This is a genomic window from Streptomyces sp. XD-27, from assembly GCF_030553055.1.
Lineage (GTDB): Bacteria > Actinomycetota > Actinomycetes > Streptomycetales > Streptomycetaceae > Streptomyces.
Window position 1 is genome coordinate 3,810,134 of record NZ_CP130713.1, and the last position, 16,168, is coordinate 3,826,301.

General features: G+C 72.6%; 15 protein-coding genes and 1 pseudogene. 5 read left to right on the plus strand and 11 right to left on the minus strand.

Features of this window, described 5'->3' with window-relative positions; all coding sequences use genetic code 11:
* Window positions 1-53: 53 nt before the first annotated feature.
* From Q3Y56_RS16300 to Q3Y56_RS16315, 4 genes are all read right to left on the minus strand, one after another.
* Window positions 54-1,067, minus strand: a complete 1,014-nt coding sequence (locus Q3Y56_RS16300) for an SRPBCC domain-containing protein (protein WP_369696757.1) — start codon at window positions 1,065-1,067, stop codon at window positions 54-56.
* A gap of 294 nt (window positions 1,068-1,361) precedes the next feature.
* The gene (locus tag Q3Y56_RS16305; protein ID WP_304465641.1) at window positions 1,362-2,909 is read right to left on the minus strand and encodes a polyamine aminopropyltransferase; all 1,548 of its coding nucleotides are present in this window, start codon (window positions 2,907-2,909) and stop codon (window positions 1,362-1,364) included.
* Between the two features lie 318 nt (window positions 2,910-3,227).
* A complete protein-coding gene (locus Q3Y56_RS16310) occupies window positions 3,228-3,746 on the minus strand; it encodes a DUF2617 family protein (RefSeq protein ID WP_304462641.1) in 519 nt (172 codons plus the stop codon).
* A gap of 355 nt (window positions 3,747-4,101) precedes the next feature.
* Window positions 4,102-4,371 carry a hypothetical protein gene (locus Q3Y56_RS16315; protein WP_304462642.1) on the minus strand — a complete coding sequence of 90 codons (270 nt, stop codon included), beginning with the start codon at window positions 4,369-4,371 and terminating at the stop codon, window positions 4,102-4,104.
* Window positions 4,372-4,491: 120 nt separating this feature from the next.
* Here Q3Y56_RS16315 and Q3Y56_RS16320 point away from each other — a divergent pair, with 120 nt between their 5' ends.
* The gene (locus Q3Y56_RS16320; protein ID WP_304462643.1) at window positions 4,492-5,688 is read left to right on the plus strand and encodes a pyridoxal phosphate-dependent aminotransferase; all 1,197 of its coding nucleotides are present in this window, start codon (window positions 4,492-4,494) and stop codon (window positions 5,686-5,688) included.
* Window positions 5,689-5,954: 266 nt separating this feature from the next.
* Complete coding sequence (locus Q3Y56_RS16325) at window positions 5,955-7,283, plus strand: hypothetical protein (RefSeq protein WP_304462644.1); 1,329 nt, start codon at window positions 5,955-5,957, stop codon at window positions 7,281-7,283.
* Window positions 7,284-7,419: 136 nt separating this feature from the next.
* On the opposite strand, the gene Q3Y56_RS16330 is transcribed toward Q3Y56_RS16325, so the two are convergent.
* Window positions 7,420-7,953, minus strand: a complete 534-nt coding sequence (locus tag Q3Y56_RS16330) for a YbjN domain-containing protein (protein ID WP_304462645.1) — start codon at window positions 7,951-7,953, stop codon at window positions 7,420-7,422.
* A 105-nt stretch (window positions 7,954-8,058) separates the two neighbouring features.
* Between Q3Y56_RS16330 and Q3Y56_RS16335 the strand changes: the two genes are divergently transcribed.
* Window positions 8,059-8,229, plus strand: coding sequence for a hypothetical protein (locus tag Q3Y56_RS16335; RefSeq protein WP_304462646.1), 171 nt, complete (start codon window positions 8,059-8,061; stop codon window positions 8,227-8,229).
* Window positions 8,230-8,384: 155 nt separating this feature from the next.
* Here Q3Y56_RS16335 and clpB read toward each other — a convergent pair whose 3' ends face one another.
* Window positions 8,385-10,970, minus strand: a complete 2,586-nt coding sequence (gene clpB / locus Q3Y56_RS16340; RefSeq protein WP_304462647.1) for an ATP-dependent chaperone ClpB — start codon at window positions 10,968-10,970, stop codon at window positions 8,385-8,387.
* Window positions 10,971-11,093: 123 nt separating this feature from the next.
* Between clpB and Q3Y56_RS16345 the strand changes: the two genes are divergently transcribed.
* Entirely contained in the window at window positions 11,094-11,528 is a 435-nt protein-coding gene (locus Q3Y56_RS16345) for a pyridoxamine 5'-phosphate oxidase family protein (RefSeq protein WP_304462648.1), read from the plus strand.
* Here the strand turns inward: Q3Y56_RS16345 and Q3Y56_RS16350 are convergent.
* The 5 genes and pseudogenes from Q3Y56_RS16350 to Q3Y56_RS16370 form a co-directional block, all read right to left on the minus strand.
* Entirely contained in the window at window positions 11,509-11,802 is a 294-nt protein-coding gene (locus Q3Y56_RS16350) for a hypothetical protein (RefSeq protein ID WP_304462649.1), read from the minus strand. The two genes, Q3Y56_RS16345 and Q3Y56_RS16350, sit on opposite strands and share 20 nt — an antisense overlap.
* 3 nt (window positions 11,803-11,805) lie before the next feature.
* A complete protein-coding gene (locus tag Q3Y56_RS16355) occupies window positions 11,806-12,174 on the minus strand; it encodes a cupin domain-containing protein (protein ID WP_304462650.1) in 369 nt (122 codons plus the stop codon).
* A 58-nt stretch (window positions 12,175-12,232) separates the two neighbouring features.
* Window positions 12,233-12,415, minus strand: a pseudogene (locus Q3Y56_RS16360) (winged helix-turn-helix transcriptional regulator); the annotation flags it as partial.
* Between the two features lie 150 nt (window positions 12,416-12,565).
* On the minus strand, window positions 12,566-13,726 hold the full coding sequence (locus Q3Y56_RS16365; RefSeq protein ID WP_304462651.1) for an amidase domain-containing protein: 1,161 nt from the start codon (window positions 13,724-13,726) through the stop codon (window positions 12,566-12,568).
* Window positions 13,727-13,988: 262 nt separating this feature from the next.
* A complete protein-coding gene (locus Q3Y56_RS16370) occupies window positions 13,989-14,684 on the minus strand; it encodes a TetR/AcrR family transcriptional regulator (protein ID WP_304462652.1) in 696 nt (231 codons plus the stop codon).
* Between the two features lie 123 nt (window positions 14,685-14,807).
* On the opposite strand from Q3Y56_RS16370, the gene Q3Y56_RS16375 reads away from it, so the two are divergent.
* Window positions 14,808-16,118: a serine hydrolase gene (locus Q3Y56_RS16375; protein WP_304462653.1), complete on the plus strand. Its 1,311-nt coding sequence runs from the start codon at window positions 14,808-14,810 to the stop codon at window positions 16,116-16,118.
* Window positions 16,119-16,168: the final 50 nt, after the last annotated feature.

Below are 16,168 nucleotides of genomic sequence, written 5' to 3' on the forward strand. Positions count from 1 at the left end.
CGGCGCCTGCCCGCGCCTGCGGCTCGCCCGCCTGTACGTGCCTGCCGTCCGGCTCAGCGGCGGCGGCGCAGTACGCGGCGGCCGACCACGACGGCGGACGCGAGGACGAACGCGGCGGCGGGCGCGGCCCAGCGTAGGGCGACGCCGCCGGGGGCCGTGTCGGGGGCGGGAACGGGGGCGTACCGGCCGCGGGGCGGGGCGTGGTCGACCTCTTCGGTGCTGCGGCCGATCATCGTGCGGCGGGCGTGCGCGGCCTCGGCGGGGGGCTCGCCGTCCAGACCGTCCAGCGGGTCGACGCCGTCGACACCGTCGACCCCGGCCAGATCGCCGACGGCGTCCAGACCGGGGACGTACTCGGCGCCGTCCTCGTCGCCGCCGTGACCCTCGTCGGCGCCAGCACCGTCGTCGGCGCCGTCACCATCGTCGGCGGAGAGCGGGTCGCGGGCGGGCGGGGGCCGCTCGGCGTCGCCGCCGAACTCCGTCGCCGTGTCGCCGCCGTCCGCCGTGACGTCGTCCGGCGCGGTGTCGTCATCCGGCGCGACGTCATCCGGCGCGGTGGCGCGAGCCTCTCCCGCGGGCGGGTTCCCGGCTCCCGGGTCCTCGGCCACCGCCTCGGGCGGGTTCCCGGCCGCTGCGCCCTCGGGGCTGTCGGAGGTGAGCCCGGCCGCCAGGTTCGCGGCGAAGCGGTCCAGCACGCGGCGGGCGACCGCTTCCGCCGTCTCCGTGTCGTACTCCGCCAGGCGGCCCTCGCTCCGCGCGGACGCCGAGCAGGCCAGCCGGGTCCCGCCGTCGGCCGCGGTCGGCACGACGGTGAGCGCGGCCTTCACGCCACCGTCGCCACGCGCCTCCGCAGCCTCCACCTCGGCCTCGAAGACTCCGTCGCGCTCGGCGACGCGGAGCGTCCCGCGATAGGTGATCGTGTGTCCGCCGATACGCAGCCGCAGCCGCCCGGCGATCGGGCCGGCCGAGTCGTCGGCGTCCTGCTGGAGACCGGGGATGCTGCGGGCGATCCGGGCGGGGTCGGCGAGGGCCCGCCGGACGGTGTCGACGGGAAGCGCAACGAACACCTCATGCTCCATGTCCACCGAGCCTACCCACGGTGCACGTCCTCAGCGCCGCTCCCGCACAACTTTCGCGCGCCGCCGTACGCTGCCGCGCCCCGTGCCGTACGCTGCGCCCCCGCCCGGGTCTCCGCCCGCCCCTTGCCGCTCCCGCCCGCCTGTTCACGCGCCCGCGTCCGTGCGCCCGCCAGGAGCGCTGCCACGGTGCCTGCGGTCGGCCAGTCCACCCTCAATCGCCGGTCGGGCTGGGTTCTCCAGCCCGACCGGGGACGGGCCCAGCCCAGGGGACCCCGGCCCGGCCTAACCCGTGTAGCGCGGGTGCGTCAGGGTCGAGGCCGGGGCCCCCGGCGTGCGCCGCTCCGCCGCCCAGCGGGCCGCCCGCCGCAGCACCTTCGCCGTCACGGCGCGCAGAGGGGGCACCCGTGGCGGCAGGTGCAGCCGCGGGTGGCCGCGACCGGCCAGGACGAAGCCCCAGTCCGGCGGGGCGGCGTGCCGTGCGCCGTCCGGCCCGGGGCGCCGTGCGCAGCCCCGTGCGCCGCCGACCGCGTACGGCACGGTCCGCAGGCCCACCGACCGGACCGTCGCGTCGGCCGTCCAGAAGTCCCGCGGCCGGGCGCAGAGCGAACCGGCGTGCACCGTCAGCCGCCCGCCCGGCGCCAGCACGCGCCGTACCAGCCCGTAGAACTCCTGCGAGTACAGCCGGGTGCCCGCGGTGACGCCAGGCTGGGGAAGGTCGGAGACCACCACGTCGAACCGGCCCGTCCCGTTCCGCCCGGCGCGGCCGCGGAGCCAGCCGAAGGCGTCGCCCGTCACGAGCCGGACCCTCGGGTCGTCCAGAGACCGCGCGTTGAGGGCGGACAGCCCGGGATCCGTACGGGCCAGCCGGACCAGCCCCGGGTCGCGTTCCAGCACGGTCACCGACGCGACATCGTCGTACCGCAGCACTTCGCGCGCCGCCAGTCCGTCGCCACCGCCCAGCACCAGCACCCGCCGGTGCGCGCCGGACATCGCGGGGTGGACGAGCGCCTCGTGGTACAGCGCGTCGTCGCGGGCGCTGATCCGCAGCCGGCCGTCGAGGTACAGGCCCAGCGGCTTCCCGCCGGTGAGCACGATCTCCTGTACGTCGGTGCGGACCGCGACCCGTACGTCCGCGCCGTAGACGGCCCGCCGCGCGGCGCTCTCGAACGGGCCGGTCAGCACGGCGCCGACGGCCAGCAGCGAGAGCACCACGACGTTGGCGGCGGCCAGCGTCCAGCGCGCCCGTACGGTCAGCTCGCGCCGGAAGAGCCACAGCACCAGCCCCCCGCCCACGACCACGTTGACCGCGCCCGTCAGCAGGGCGCCGGTCAGCTGGCCGAGCGCGGGCAGCAGCAGGAACGGGAAGGCCAGCCCGCCCACCAGCGCGCCCACGTAGTCGGCCGCGAACAGGTCGGCGACCGCGCAGCCCGCGTCCTGGCGCCGCACCCGTTGGATCAGGGTCATCAGCAGCGGCACCTCGGCGCCGATGAGCACCCCGATGGCGAACGCGAAGCCGATGAGCGCGGTCTCCGACCTCCCGGTCCAGGCGAAGCTCGCGTACAGGGCCATCGCCGAGCCGCCGCCGACGAGCGCGAGGAGCGCCTCGACCGCGGCGAAGCCGAGCGCGGCCCTGCGGCGCAGGGGCTTGGCGAGCAGCGAGCCCAGCCCCATGGCGAAGACCATGACGGCCAGGACCACGGACGCCTGCGTGACCGAATCGCCCGTCAAGTACGAGGCCAGGGCGACCAGTTCGAGCTCGTACACCAGGCCGCAGGCGGCGCAGACGAAGGCGGCGACCAGGACGGAGAAGCGGCCGAGCCCGGCGGCCACGGGGGCCCGCGGCGGCGCCTCCCGCCGCGGCGGCGGGGGCGCTGCGGGAACGGCACACCGGGCGGACTCCCCACCGTAGGGAGGCGAAGAATCGATCACGCAGAAACGCTACGTCACGCCGCACTCACCCCCGGTCACTCACACGGGTGCAATCCGCCTGGTGGCGGGGGTGCGGGATTCCCCTATCCGGTCGCCCCGACCGCCACGGGTCACGTTCAGTCACCGGCCCGGCGCCGTGCAGTCGCCAAGCCCGAGCAGCGTGCAGTCGTCAACCGGCACACGCGGCCGCCGACCGGCAGCGTGAGAGCACGACGAGCACTACAGCGCAGCCGCGGCGCGCACGCCCACGCGCGTGCGCGTCGCGACCAGCCGCCCTTCCTGTGGATAGGCGTGCCAGGTCCGCCATCCCACCTGCCCGTCGCTGCGCTGCGCGAGCAGCGCGGTGAAGGCGTGCGGGTCCCCGGGAAAGGTTCCGGCGAGGCCGTGCGGATGGTCGGCGACCAGTGCCAGCAGTTCCTGGGCGCGTCCGGCGAACGAGCCGCGGGAGAGCGTCTCGACGCGCGCCGCGAACTCGTACTCCCGTTCTCCGACGAGGGTGGAGACCCCTAACGGCAGCGGCGTGCTGCTGCCGGGCATACAGGCCACAGTCTCCGAACAGATGCCGTCCCTGCTGTCGAGAATCACTTGGTGTGAGGCGCCGAGCAGCCTCAACTGCACTTTCACCTGGCCGAATTGGAGACCGAGCGCGGCGAGGGCGGGGAGCGGTTCCCGTCCCAGGCACCAGGCGAGGTCGGCGGCGCGGGTATCGATGTAGGCCGTCTTCAGGGTCGTGAGCATGAATCGGCTCCGCAAGCACGCAGTAGAGAAGGTGGGCCGGGCCAATCTCTGGAGCGGACCAGAGGCGATGGGGGCGCGCCGGCTCGTGCCTACGTTGGGGTCCGTAGGGTCCGGGAATACGGAATCATGAAATGCGCGGCGCCACAGCTGTTTTTACCCACGTTCGCCGGGTTTCCATCCCGTCGGGCGCACGCGCGTTCAACTGTTCAACCACCGCGCGCCCGGCGCACGTTGGCGTACAGGGGGCGCTTCAGAAGCGGCGCGGGGGCGTACGACGGCGGCGGGTCGGTGGGCCTGCCACCGTCCCGCCGCTCATCCCCCCGTTCACCGGAGCCCCGTTCCGCGGATCAGCGGATCAGCTGCCGCCACCGCCACCGCCGCAGCCGCCCCCGCCACCGCCGCCACCGCAGGACGAGCCGCCCCCGCAGGAAGAACTGCTGCCGCAGGACGAGCTGCCGCCGCACGAGGAGCCGCCGTCGCTGCTACCGCCGTCGACCCACCAGCTCCGCGACGACCCCGAGCCGCGGCCCCGGCCGGGCGGCCGGTTCCCCGAGGTGGAGGCGACCGCCATCGCCATCGTGATCATGAACAGCACCAGAACGCCCACCAGAAAGAACACCAGCATCTGTCCTCACTCTCCTTACGTCTCCCCCGAAGCGAGGTCGCGCTCCGTACGTGGAGGGCTGATGCCCCGGCCGAATCCGGCCCAAAGCAGAGTTGAGCAACTCCAGAGGTTGGCCGCAGGATGTCCTGCATGTCCTCCACGGATCGACCGCTGCTCAACCGCCGTCTCGCCGCCTTCGGCACGACGATCTTCGCCGAGATGTCGGCGCTCGCCGTGCGCACCGGCGCCATCAACCTGGGCCAGGGCTTTCCCGACACCGACGGCCCGGAGGAGATCCGGGAGGCCGCGGTGCGCGCGCTGCGCGACGGACGCGGCAACCAGTACCCGCCGGGCCCCGGCGTGCCCGAACTGCGCACCGCCGTCGCCGAGCACCAGCGGCGCTGGTACGGCCTGTCGTACGACCCGGACAGCGAGGTGCTGGTCACCGCGGGCGCGACCGAGGCCATCGCCGCCGCGCTGCTGGCGCTGCTGGAACCGGGTGACGAGGTCGTCGCCCTGGAGCCGTACTACGACTCGTACGCGGCGTGCATCGCCATGGCGGGCGGCACCCGCGTGCCGGTCACACTGCGGCCGGACGCCGCCTCCGGCACGTACCACCTCGACGTGGACGAACTGCGGGCGGCCGTCACCGACCGCACCCGCCTCATCCTCCTCAACACCCCGCACAACCCCACCGGCACCGTGCTCACCCGCGAGGAGCTGGCCGCCGTGGCCGAACTCGCCTGTGAGCGGGACCTGATCGTCGTCACCGACGAGGTCTACGAGCACCTGGTGTTCGGCGCCGGGCACACGCCGCTCGCGACGTTCCCGGGCATGCGGGAGCGGACCGTCACCATCAGCTCGGCGGGCAAGACGTTCTCCTTCACCGGGTGGAAGGTCGGCTGGGTCACCGCCGCTCCGCCGCTGGTCGCGGCGGTGCGCTCCGCGAAGCAGTTCCTGACCTTCGTCTCCTCCGGGCCCTTCCAGTACGCGGTCGCCGAGGCGCTGCGCCTGCCCGACAGCTACTTCGAGGGGCTGCGCGCGGACCTGCTCGCCAAGCGGGATCTGCTGGCCGACGGGCTGCGGGACGCCGGGTTCGGGGTCTTCCGGCCGTCCGGCACGTACTTCATCACCACCGATATCCGGCCACTGGGCGAGAGCGACGGGTTCGCGTTCTGCCGGTCCCTGCCCGAGCGCTGCGGCGTCGTCGCGATCCCGAACGCCGTCTTCTACGACCACCAGGACCAGGGCGCGCCGTTCGTCCGCTTCGCGTTCTGCAAGCGGCAGGACGTCCTGCTCGAGGCCGTGACCCGCCTCAAGGGCCTGGCGGCCGAGTAGGCCGATCGCGGGGCGGCCGATCACCGGGGCGGGCCCGGCGGGGCGCACGGATGCGGCGCGGTTGCCAGCGGGGCTGCGCCGATCGCGTGCAACCGTGCCCCGGACGGGCGCGCGGCCGGGTGCCTCCGCTCGCGGGCGGGGCCGGACGGGCGCAAGGTCGAGGTGCCGAGCCCCCGCCGCATTCCCGGGGGCTCGGCGCCTGACCGCCCGGCGCACGACGCTTCGAGAGGTGCTGCCCCGTGTCCATCCCCCATAGCCCTGCGGGCATGGGAGGTACCCCCCACGCCGCCGGGCCCCTGCAAGCGCCGGAACCGCGCCCCGACCGCCCTGACCGCCCCGTCCGCCCCGCCACCGACGCCGTGCGGGCCGTACGGCGGTCCCTGCGCCGGGCCGCCCCCGCGCTCGCGCTGTACGCCGCGGTCCGGCTCACCGGGATGGTGGCGATGGCGGTCTGGGCCTGGCGGCTCGGCAGGCATCCGCTCACGCTGCTCGGCCACTCCTGGGACGCCATCTGGTACGCGGGCATCGCCCGGCACGGCTACGGCACCTCCTTCCCCTCCCCCGACTGGCCGGGTCTCACCTTCAGCGACCTGGCGTTCTTCCCGCTGCTCCCCGGGCTGGCGCGGGCCGTCGCCCTGGTCACGCCGCTGGGCGCGGTCGGCGCCGGGCTGCTCGTCGCCTGGCTGGCGTCGGGTACCGCCGCGTGGGGGATGTTCGCCGTCGGGGACCGGCTGCATGGCAGGCGCGCGGCGTTCTGCCTGGTGCTGCTGTGGGGGCTGCTGCCGCACGCGATCGTGCAGTCCATGGCGTACACCGAGCCGCTGCTGACCGCGCTCGCGGCCTGGTCGCTGTACGCGGTGCTGACCGGCCGCTGGCTGTGGGCGGGCTCGCTGGCCCTGCTCGCCGGGCTCTGCCGCCCCAACGGGATCGCGGTCGCCGCCGCCGTGTGCTGCTGCGCCGCGGTCGCCGTGTTCGGCCGTACGGAGACGGGCGGGGCGGCGCTCTGCCGTACGGAGGCGGGTGGGACCGCGCGCGCCCGTACAGAGGCGGGCGGGGCCGCGCTCTGCCATACGGAGGCGGGCGGGGCAGCGCCGCGGTGGCGGGTCTGCGCGGGGGCCGCGCTCTCGCCGCTGGGCTGGCTCGGCTACCTCGGCTGGGTGGGGGCCCGGCGCGGCGACCCGCTCGGCTACTTCGCGGTGCAGGCCGACTGGGGTTCGCGGTTCGACCTCGGCCGCGACACCCTGCGCTCCGTACGCCACGTGCTCCTCGGCGACGACGTGCTGGCCGTGTACATGGTGCCCGCGGTCCTCGGCGCCGCCCTGGTCTCGCTGGTCCTGCTCGTGCTGGACCGCCCGCCGCTCGCGCTGCTGGTCTACACCCTCGTCCTGGTGGCCATCACCCTCGGCGGCGGCGGGGCGCACTACTTCGCCTCCAAGCCGCGCTTCCTGCTGCCCGCCTTCCCGCTGCTGCTCCCGGCGGCCCTGGCGATGGCGAGAGCCCGGCAGCGCACCGCCGTCGTGGCGGCCGGCGCGCTCGCCGGGCTCTCCTGCCTCTATGGGACGTACCTGCTGACTGTCGCACCGCTGCCGATGTAGGCGATGGCGCGACCGGCGCGGCCAGGCTCATGGCTGCGGCCAGGCTTCATGGCTTCGGCCAGACTCGTGGCCGCGGCCAAGCTCGTGGCCGCGGCCGGCCGGGCTCATGGCCGCGGCCGGGCTCATAGCCCGGAGCTCAGTTCTCGTCGTCCGGCTTCTCGTCGTCGCCGGACTCGATGTCGGCCTCCAGGCCGAGCTGCTCGACCAGCCACTTGTCGAACTCGATCGACGCCCGCACCCAGCTGACCGTGCTGGAGACGAAGTGCTCCAGGCTGACGCCGGTGCCGATGAGCATCTGCGCCTCACCGATCAGCCGGACGGTGCCGTCGTCGTTGGTGTGGCTGTAGACCTTGGGCCACAGCGTGCGGCGGTTCCAGTCGTCGACGACCTCCAGAAGCTGGTGCTTCGTGTCGATCTCGTGCGGCCGGTCGTAGAACGTACGGACCGAGAAGACCTGCTGGTCCTGCTCGCCGCGGAACATGAAGTACGTACGGAACTGCTCCCACGGCGCGACGAGGTCGTTCTCCTCGTCGACGACGTACTTCAGCTCCATCTGCTCCAGCAGCTGCTTGACCAGGTCCTGGTCCGGAATGACGGGGCCAAGCGGACCGCTCGGCTCCGGCTCTGGCTGGCCCCCGAAGTTCGGAATCGAGGACGGGTCGATGCTCACCGTGGATTTCCCTTCGTATGGATACGGCCATCCTCCCCCACACCCGCCCGGTCGCCGCAACCCCAGACGGGGCCGATCCGCCGAGGGCTGACATGATCCGTCCCCATGGACGACAGACCCGCCAGTTGGGGGAAGTTCTTCCGCGTACTGGTCTACGCCTTTGTGGCGGCATTCGCCCTGGCAGCGGCGTTCGCGGTACCCCTGATGTGGGGCGGAAACCAGTTCCTCGGCGAAGACGGTCCGCACCGCGGCCCGCTCAAGAGCGCGATCCGCTGACGACCCCGGCGTGGCCGCGGCCCCGGGGCACGCCTACGAGACAGTCGTCCACGTGACCTATGAGAGCCGCCACACGGCCCTGGTGCGCCTGGATGCGCTCACCTACTGAGCGGGCCGGGGCGGGGGCCAGGCTCCCGCCCCCGGGCACTGGACGCCTACCGCGCCGGGCCCACCAGCAGGCCGTCGCCCGCTCGGTCCACCCGGACCGTGTCACCGTCGCGGACCTCGCCCGCCAGGATCTCCTTGGCCAGCCGGTCGCCGATCGCCGTCTGCACCAGGCGGCGCAGCGGCCGGGCCCCGTAGGCCGGGTCGTTGCCCTCGTCCGCCAGCCACTCCAGGGCCTCCGGGGTGACGTCGAGCGTGAGCCGCCGCTCGGCCAGGCGCTGGGCGAGGCGCCTGATCTGGAGTTCGGCGATGCGCCCCAGCTCGGTCTTCGACAGGGCGGAGAAGACCACCAGGTCGTCCAGCCGGTTGAGGAACTCCGGCTTGAAGGAGGCCCGGACGACCTCCAGCACCTGCTGCTTCTTCTCCTCCTCGCTGGTCAGGGGCTCGACCAGGTACTGGCTGCCCAGGTTGGAGGTGAGGATCAGGATGGTGTTGCGGAAGTCCACGGTCCGGCCCTGGCCGTCGGTGAGCCGCCCGTCGTCCAGCACCTGGAGCAGGATGTCGAAGACCTCCGGGTGCGCCTTCTCGACCTCGTCCAGCAGCACGACGCTGTACGGGCGGCGGCGCACCGCCTCCGTCAGCTGGCCGCCCTCCTCGTAGCCGACGTAGCCGGGCGGGGCGCCCACCAGCCGGGCCACGCTGTGCTTCTCGCCGTACTCGCTCATGTCGATGCGGACCATCGCCCGCTCGTCGTCGAAGAGGAAGTCCGCGAGCGCCTTGGCCAGCTCGGTCTTGCCGACGCCGGTGGGGCCGAGGAAGAGGAACGAGCCGGTGGGCCGGTCGGGGTCGGCGATCCCGGCGCGGCTGCGGCGTACGGCGTCGGAGACGGCGCGCACCGCCTCGCCCTGCCCGATGAGCCGCTTGCCCAGCTCGTCCTCCATGCGCAGCAGCTTCTGTGTCTCGCCCTCCAGCAGCCGCCCGGCCGGGATGCCGGTCCAGGCCGCGACGACGTCGGCCACGTCGTCCGGGCCGACCTCGTCCTTGACCATGGTCTCCTTCTTGACCTCCTGCTCGGCCTCGGAGGCGGCCTCCAGCTCCCGCTCCAGGCCCGGGATCTCCCCGTACAGCAGCTTGGCGGCGGTGTCGAAGTCGCCGTCGCGCTGGGCGCGCTCCGCCTGCCCGCGCAGGTCGTCCAGGCTCTCCTTGAGCTCACCGACCCGGTTCAGGCCCTGCTTCTCCTTCTCCCAGCGGGCGGTGAGGCCGCGCAGTTCCTCCTCCTTGTCGGCGAGGTCGCGGCGGAGCTTGTCCAGCCGCTGCCGGCTGGCGTCGTCCGACTCGTTCTTCAGCGCCAGCTCCTCCATCTTCAGCCGGTCGACGGCCCGCTGGAGCTCGTCGATCTCGACCGGCGAGGAGTCGATCTCCATGCGCAGCCGGGAGGCGGCCTCGTCCACCAGGTCGATGGCCTTGTCGGGCAGGAAGCGGGAGGTGATGTAGCGGTCGGACAGGGTCGCGGCGGCGACCAGCGCGCCGTCCGCGATCTGCACCTTGTGGTGCGCCTCGTACCGCCCCTTGAGGCCGCGCAGGATCGCGACGGTGTCCTCCACGGTCGGCTCGGCCACCAGCACCTGCTGGAAGCGGCGCTCCAGCGCCGGGTCCTTCTCGATCCGCTCCCGGTACTCGTCCAGGGTCGTCGCGCCGACCATGCGCAGCTCGCCGCGGGCCAGCATGGGCTTGAGCATGTTCCCCGCGTCCATGGCGGAGTCGCCGCCCGCGCCCGCGCCGACCACGGTGTGCAGCTCGTCGATGAAGGTGATGATCTGCCCGTCACTGGCCTTGATCTCGGCGAGGACGGTCTTGAGCCGCTCCTCGAACTCACCACGGTACTTCGCGCCCGCGACCATGGCGCCCAGGTCGAGCGCGACGAGCCGCTTGTCGCGCAGCGACTCGGGCACGTCGCCCTTGACGATGCGCTGCGCGAGCCCCTCGACGACGGCGGTCTTGCCGACGCCGGGCTCGCCGATGAGCACCGGATTGTTCTTGGTGCGCCGCGACAGCACCTGCACCACGCGCCGGATCTCGTGGTCCCGCCCGATGACGGGGTCGAGCTTGCCGTCGCGCGCCGCGGCCGTGAAGTCGGTGCCGAACTTCTCCAGCGCCTTGTACGTGCCCTCCGGGTCCGGGCTGGTCACGCGCTGCGTCCCCCGCCGCTTCTCGAACGCGTCGAGCAGCCGCTTGGCCGAGGCGCCCTGCCGGTCCAGCAGCAGCCCGGCCTGACCGCCCTTCGCCGCGATCCCCATCAGCAGGTGCTCGGTGGACACGTACGCGTCGCCCAGCCTCCGGGCGCGCTCGGCGGCGTCGGCGAGCACGGCCAGCAGCTCGCGGTCGGCCCGCGGCGGCGCCACGGTGGAGCCCTGCACGCTGGGCAGCCCGCCCAGCAGCCGCTCGGTCCCGGACCGTACGGCGGCGGCGTCCGCCTCGACGGCGGCCAGCAGGTCCATCAGGTTCTCGTTGTCCTGCCCCTGGAGCAGGGCGAGCAGCAGGTGCGCGGGGGTCAGGTCCGCGTGTCCGGCGGAGACCGCCCGCTCGTTGGCGGCGCTCAGCGCGGCCTGGCTCTTGTTGGTCAGCTCGGCGTCCACGACTGGCTGCTCCTCCTCGCGCGATCGACAACGGCCTGTCGGCAGCCTGCTCAAGCCAACATACGATAAGTTGAGTCTATTCCACTCAAGGCGCTCGCGACAGGTTGCCTATAGGTTCATCCCATGGCGATCGACTTCCGGAACCCCGACCCTCTGTACCTCGGCTTCTGGCGCGAGCGCCACCTGTGCACGCTCACCACGCTCCGCCCCGACGGCACCCCGCACGTCGTCCCCGTAGGCGTCACCTACGACCCGGAGGCCGGGCTCGCCCGCGTCATCACCAACAAGACCAGCCGCAAGGTCGCCAACGTCCTGGCCGCGGGCCCCGACGGCGCCCCGGTCTCGGTCTGCCAGTGGGCCGACGTCCGCTGGGCCACGCTGGAGGGCCGCGCGGTCATCCGCACGGACGCGGCCCGCGTCGAGGACGCGGTGCGCCGCTACGCCGAACGCTACGAGCGCACCCCCGCCCCGAACCCGGACCGCGTCCTGATCGAGATCGCCCTGACCCGGGCCCTGGGCCGGGTCACGGCTCCTCGCCTCAGGGCTCCTCGTCAATGACCTCCAGATTCACGAACCGCGGCTCACCCTCGCACAGCGACCGGAACTGATCCGCCATGCGCCGCGTCTCGGGCAGCGCGTTGTTGACCATTGCCTGCTCGTACGACGGGAACTCGACGATGTCGACGTAGTGGCGGGGGTGCTCCCGGTCCCGCGTGTGGAACTCGTGCGTCACCGTGCGCCTCCCCTCCGTCGCCATCATCCACTCGTCCATGAGCCGCGACATCTCTTCTTCACGCGTCGTCTCGTACTCGATGACCTGCATGAACTTCATGGCCTAGGCGTCCTCTTCCACGCGGGCGTAGCTCTGGGCCATGACACCGGCGAAGTCGTACAGGACGCACGGCTCGTTGCCGACCACCCAGGCGTCGTGCCCGGCCGGGATGACGAAGACGTCCCCGGGCCCGATCTCGGCCTCGGCGCCGTCGTCCATGCGGATCCGCATCCGGCCCTTGACCACGAACCCGTTGTGGTGGACCTGGCAGCTCTCGGTCTTCGCGATCGGCTTCACCGACTCCGACCACTGCCAGCCGGGCTCGAACGTCCCGACGGCGAAGTCCAGCCCGGTCATGTGCAGCGCGTCGAGGTGTCCTCGGGGAAAGTCGCGCCGCTCATCCGGCTTCTCGATCGTCTTGACTTCCAACATGGCGGTACCTCCTGCCGTACCTCCATGGTGCGCCTGATCGCGGCGGGCAGCGCCGTGATCACGCGTCACCGCGGCCCGCGCCCCAGTCCCACAGCGCCTGGAGCACCGGCCCGAGGTCGCGGCCGCGCGGCGTCAGCTCGTAAGCGACGGTCGGCGGCCGGCCGGGGGTGCGCTCGCGCCGGACCACGCCCGCCGCCGCCGGCTGTGCCAGGCGGTCGGTGAGCACCTTGTCGGAAAGGGCGGGGAGCGCGGCGGCCCGGACGGCCGCTGGCGCTACGCGATCGACAGCCCCTTCGGCGCGGAACGCCCTCCGTCCTCGGCGGACTGACGACGCCCCGCCGGGCGGACCCGGCGGGGCGTCAGGTGCGGCAGCGGCCGCCGGATACGGGGCTCAGGTGCGGTAGGCGTAGTAGGCCGAGTCCGAGTTGGAGGCCACGATGCTCGCCAGCGACTTCCGGTAGGTGTTGACCGAGTGGTAGGTCATGTACGGCATACCGGTCCTGCTGCGGTACGTGGTGACCATGGTGTGGTCCTTGGAGCCGTCCTTGTCGAAGTCCATCTGGAGGATGTCCCCGACCTCCATCTGGTACGCGTTGGAGAGGTTCGTCGCCCGCTTGTGGTGCAGCGTGAACCACGACCACTCGTTGGCCCCGACCCAGGACGTCGACTGGTACGAAGAGCTGTACCACCAGTTGCGGTAGTCCGCGTAGTCACCGGAGTCGTGCTTCCAGCCGCCCGCCTTGAGGGACTGGCTGACGAAGTTGGTGCAGTCCCCGCCGTCGTCGTTGAACTTCCGGTAGGCGGGGTTGTAGTTCCGCCAGTACTTCTCGGCGTAGGTCGCCATGGCCTTGTAGTCGTACGGGGTGGCCCCCGGCGTCCTCGGCTTCCGCTGCGCCGGCCACGACGTGGACGCGGGCTTCGCGCTGGGGATGCCGTCCTCCGCGTCCGGGGCCGCCACCGTGGCGGGCGCGTTGATCGCCCGGGGGCCGTCGTCCGTCGCCCTGATGCCCGTCAGCTCCCACTTCCCGTCCGGCGAAGCGGCGAAGCTCAGCTCGTGGTGGGCCTGGAAACCGGTCGTCGCGGGCTCGTCACCGCGGATCTTCTTGTACGTGAGCGTCGTGGTCTCGGTGACCTGGACCGTCGCGCGTCCGTCCTTGACGCGGGTCTTGTCCACGGTGGTCCGGGTGTCCGCCGCGGTGTACGCCTCGCCCAGCGCGGCGAGCCGCGCCTTGCGGGTCCGCAGCGAGGACACCGCGGTGCCCTCGGCCCGCGCGAGCCCGCCCGACAGGCGGACCTTCGCGTCGCCCAGCGGCGCCAGGCGCCGCACCGGCCGGGTGTCGAGAAGCGCTGCCGTACGGTCGGTCAGGACGGCGTCGGCGATACGGGCGAAGGACTTGGTCGTAGCGCGGTCCGCCACCGCGGCGTCGCCCGAGGTGTTCCCCGCCGCGTTCTTCCCAGCGCTCGCGGCCGAGGCCGAGGCCGGCAGCAGCACAGCCGACAGCGCCACGGTCAGCACCGTCCCAACAGCCGCTCTGAGCACCGTTGTTCTCATTGCATACCCCCACATCGCTTCCGGCCCGGACGGGCCGTACACGGAGCCCTCGCATGAACTCCAGTTTGTGAAGGATACGTGGAGCCCCGCCGCTGTCCAGAGGAAGCGGCGGGGCAGATTCCGCAGGGAGAGCCGGCACTTCGCGATGACCCCCGAACACCGCGACCGCCTGCACTCACCACTCTTCCGCGCGCCCGAACCGCCGTCGTCAGCCGACAGGCCGGATCGGACTCCACATCACGACGGAGCACGGCGCTCCGGCTCATCCCTCGGAGGTACGCGCGCGGCGGGCCGCGAGGCGACCTTCGAGGCCGTCGAGGAGCGCCGAGAGGCCGAGTTCGAAGGTCTTGTCGGGGGCCGCGAGGTACTCGGCGGAGTCCGTCCCGATGCGGCTGCGCAGGCGCGGGAACCGCTCGGCGACCTCAACGGCCTTGGCCATGGTCTGCTGGATCAGCTCTTCCGGGTCGCCGCCGTCGCGACTCAGACGCCGCGTCAACGACGCCGCGGCCGACGCGCCGAGGGCGTTGCCGAGGACGTACGTGAAGACACCGGCCGCCGCCTGGTCCGCCTCCGCGCCGACGAAGCCCGCCTTCTCGTAGACGGCGAGGCTGTGGTCGTCGTGGCGCGACTTGCCGGGCCCGTAGAGGACGTAGGAGCCGAAGGCCTGCACGAGCCACGGGTGGCGGATGAGCATCGCGTGCAGGCCGGTGGCCATCGAGGTGGCGGCCGCGCGCCAGTCGACCGCGTCGAGGTCGGGCAGCTCGATCTCGTTCCACACGTGGTCGCCGACGAGCAGGACGAGGTCGTCCTTGTTCTTGACGTGCCAGTACACGGCGGTGGCGACGGTCCCGAGCCGCTTGCCCAGGGCGCGCATGTTGAGCCCTTCGAGACCTTCCTCGTCGAGGAGTTCGACGGCGGTCCGGACGATCTGTTCCCTGGTCAGCGAGGTGCGCGGCATGCCCCCACGATAAGACACCACCCCGCCGCCCTGCACTAAGTTCAGCCCATCACTTGCACTTAGTTCAATCGTTCCTCTAACGTTCCACTTGAACTTAGTTCAAGTCCATCGAAGGGGAATGAGATGTCGCAGGCAGAGCTGTCGAAGTTCGTGGAGACGACCGCCGCGGAGCTCGGCATACCCGGCGTCGCCGTCGGGGTGTGGGCCGACGGCCAGGAGATCTACGCGTGCCACGGCGTGACGAGCGTCGAGCACCCGCTGCCCGTCGACGAGAACACGCTGTACCAGCTGGCCTCGGTCACCAAGACCTACACGGCGACCGCGCTCATGCGTCTGGTCGCGGACGGGCTGGTCGAACTGGACGCCCCGGTGCGCCGGTACGTTCCCGAGCTCACGCTGACGGACGAGCGGGCCGCCGCGGAGATCACCGTGCTGAACCTGCTCAACCACACCGCGGGCCTGGACTGGGGCGTCATCAACGACACCGGCGACGGGGACGACGCCCTGGCCGGCTATGTGGCGTCGATGGCCGAGCTGGAGCTGATCGCGCCGCCCGGCACCCGGTCCTCGTACAGCCAGGCGGGGTACAACCTGGTGGGGCGGATCCTGGAGAAGGTCACCGGCATGACGTACGAGCGGGCCGTCTCCTCACTCGTCCTGGAACCGCTGGGCCTGTCGGAAAGCCTCTTCGCGCCCAACGACGTCATGACGCGGCGGTTCGCCGTGGGGCACAACCGCGACGAGGACGGCACGCTGTCCGTCGCGCGGCCGTGGACACCCACCACGCGCGGCAACCGACCCGGCGGGGGCCTCGTCTCGTCGGCGGCCGACCAGCTGCGCTGGGCGAGGTTCCACATGGGCGACGGCCGGGCGGAGAGCGGCGTCCGCGTCCTCCCCGCCGACCTCCTGCAGCGGATGAAGGAGCCGACGGTCGCGCTGCGGGGCAGCGCGGAAGGCGACGCCATGGGCATCGGCTGGTTCCTGCGCGACGTGGACGGCGTCCGTACGGTCGGCCACGGCGGTTCGGCGAACGGCAACTTCGCCGAGCTGCTCACCGTGCCCGAACGCGACTTCGCCGTCGTCACCCTGTCCAACGCCGGCCCGAACGGCATCCTCTTCAACCAGGCCGTGGTCCGCTGGGTCCTCCAGACGTATCTCGGGGTCACCGACCAGGACCCGGAGCCGCTGCCGTACGACGAGGTGCGGGCGCGGGCCCAGGAGATCGCCGGGGCCTACGAGATCGACGCCATGACGCTCACGATCGACGCGGACGGGACGGACGGGACGGACGGAACGGGGCTGACGATGGAGGTCGTGATCAAACCGGAGATCCGCGCCGCGGCCGACACCGACCTCCCCCGGACTACGCGCCGTTCACCATCGGCCTGCTGCCCGGCGAGGGGGACGAGTACGTCGTCACGAGCGGCGGCTTGAAGGGCCGGCGCGGCTTCTTCACCCGCGACGAGAGCGGCACGATCGTGGGC

What these genes read in the sequence shown, in the direction of transcription:
- Q3Y56_RS16315 (WP_304462642.1), bottom strand. Translation starts at nt 4,371, where the DNA reads ATGCTGGTGTTCTTTCTGGTGGGCGTTCTGGTGCTGTTCATGATCACG.
- Q3Y56_RS16375 (WP_304462653.1), top strand. Translation starts at nt 14,808, where the DNA reads ATGTCGCAGGCAGAGCTGTCGAAGTTCGTGGAGACGACCGCCGCGGAG.
- Q3Y56_RS16320 (WP_304462643.1), top strand. Translation starts at nt 4,492, where the DNA reads ATGTCCTGCATGTCCTCCACGGATCGACCGCTGCTCAACCGCCGTCTC.
- Q3Y56_RS16345 (WP_304462648.1), top strand. Translation starts at nt 11,094, where the DNA reads ATGGCGATCGACTTCCGGAACCCCGACCCTCTGTACCTCGGCTTCTGG.
- Q3Y56_RS16335 (WP_304462646.1), top strand. Translation starts at nt 8,059, where the DNA reads ATGGACGACAGACCCGCCAGTTGGGGGAAGTTCTTCCGCGTACTGGTC.
- Q3Y56_RS16310 (WP_304462641.1), bottom strand. Translation starts at nt 3,746, where the DNA reads ATGCTCACGACCCTGAAGACGGCCTACATCGATACCCGCGCCGCCGAC.
- Q3Y56_RS16350 (WP_304462649.1), bottom strand. Translation starts at nt 11,802, where the DNA reads ATGAAGTTCATGCAGGTCATCGAGTACGAGACGACGCGTGAAGAAGAG.
- Q3Y56_RS16355 (WP_304462650.1), bottom strand. Translation starts at nt 12,174, where the DNA reads ATGTTGGAAGTCAAGACGATCGAGAAGCCGGATGAGCGGCGCGACTTT.
- Q3Y56_RS16370 (WP_304462652.1), bottom strand. Translation starts at nt 14,684, where the DNA reads ATGCCGCGCACCTCGCTGACCAGGGAACAGATCGTCCGGACCGCCGTC.
- Q3Y56_RS16325 (WP_304462644.1), top strand. Translation starts at nt 5,955, where the DNA reads ATGGGAGGTACCCCCCACGCCGCCGGGCCCCTGCAAGCGCCGGAACCG.
- Q3Y56_RS16365 (WP_304462651.1), bottom strand. Translation starts at nt 13,726, where the DNA reads ATGAGAACAACGGTGCTCAGAGCGGCTGTTGGGACGGTGCTGACCGTG.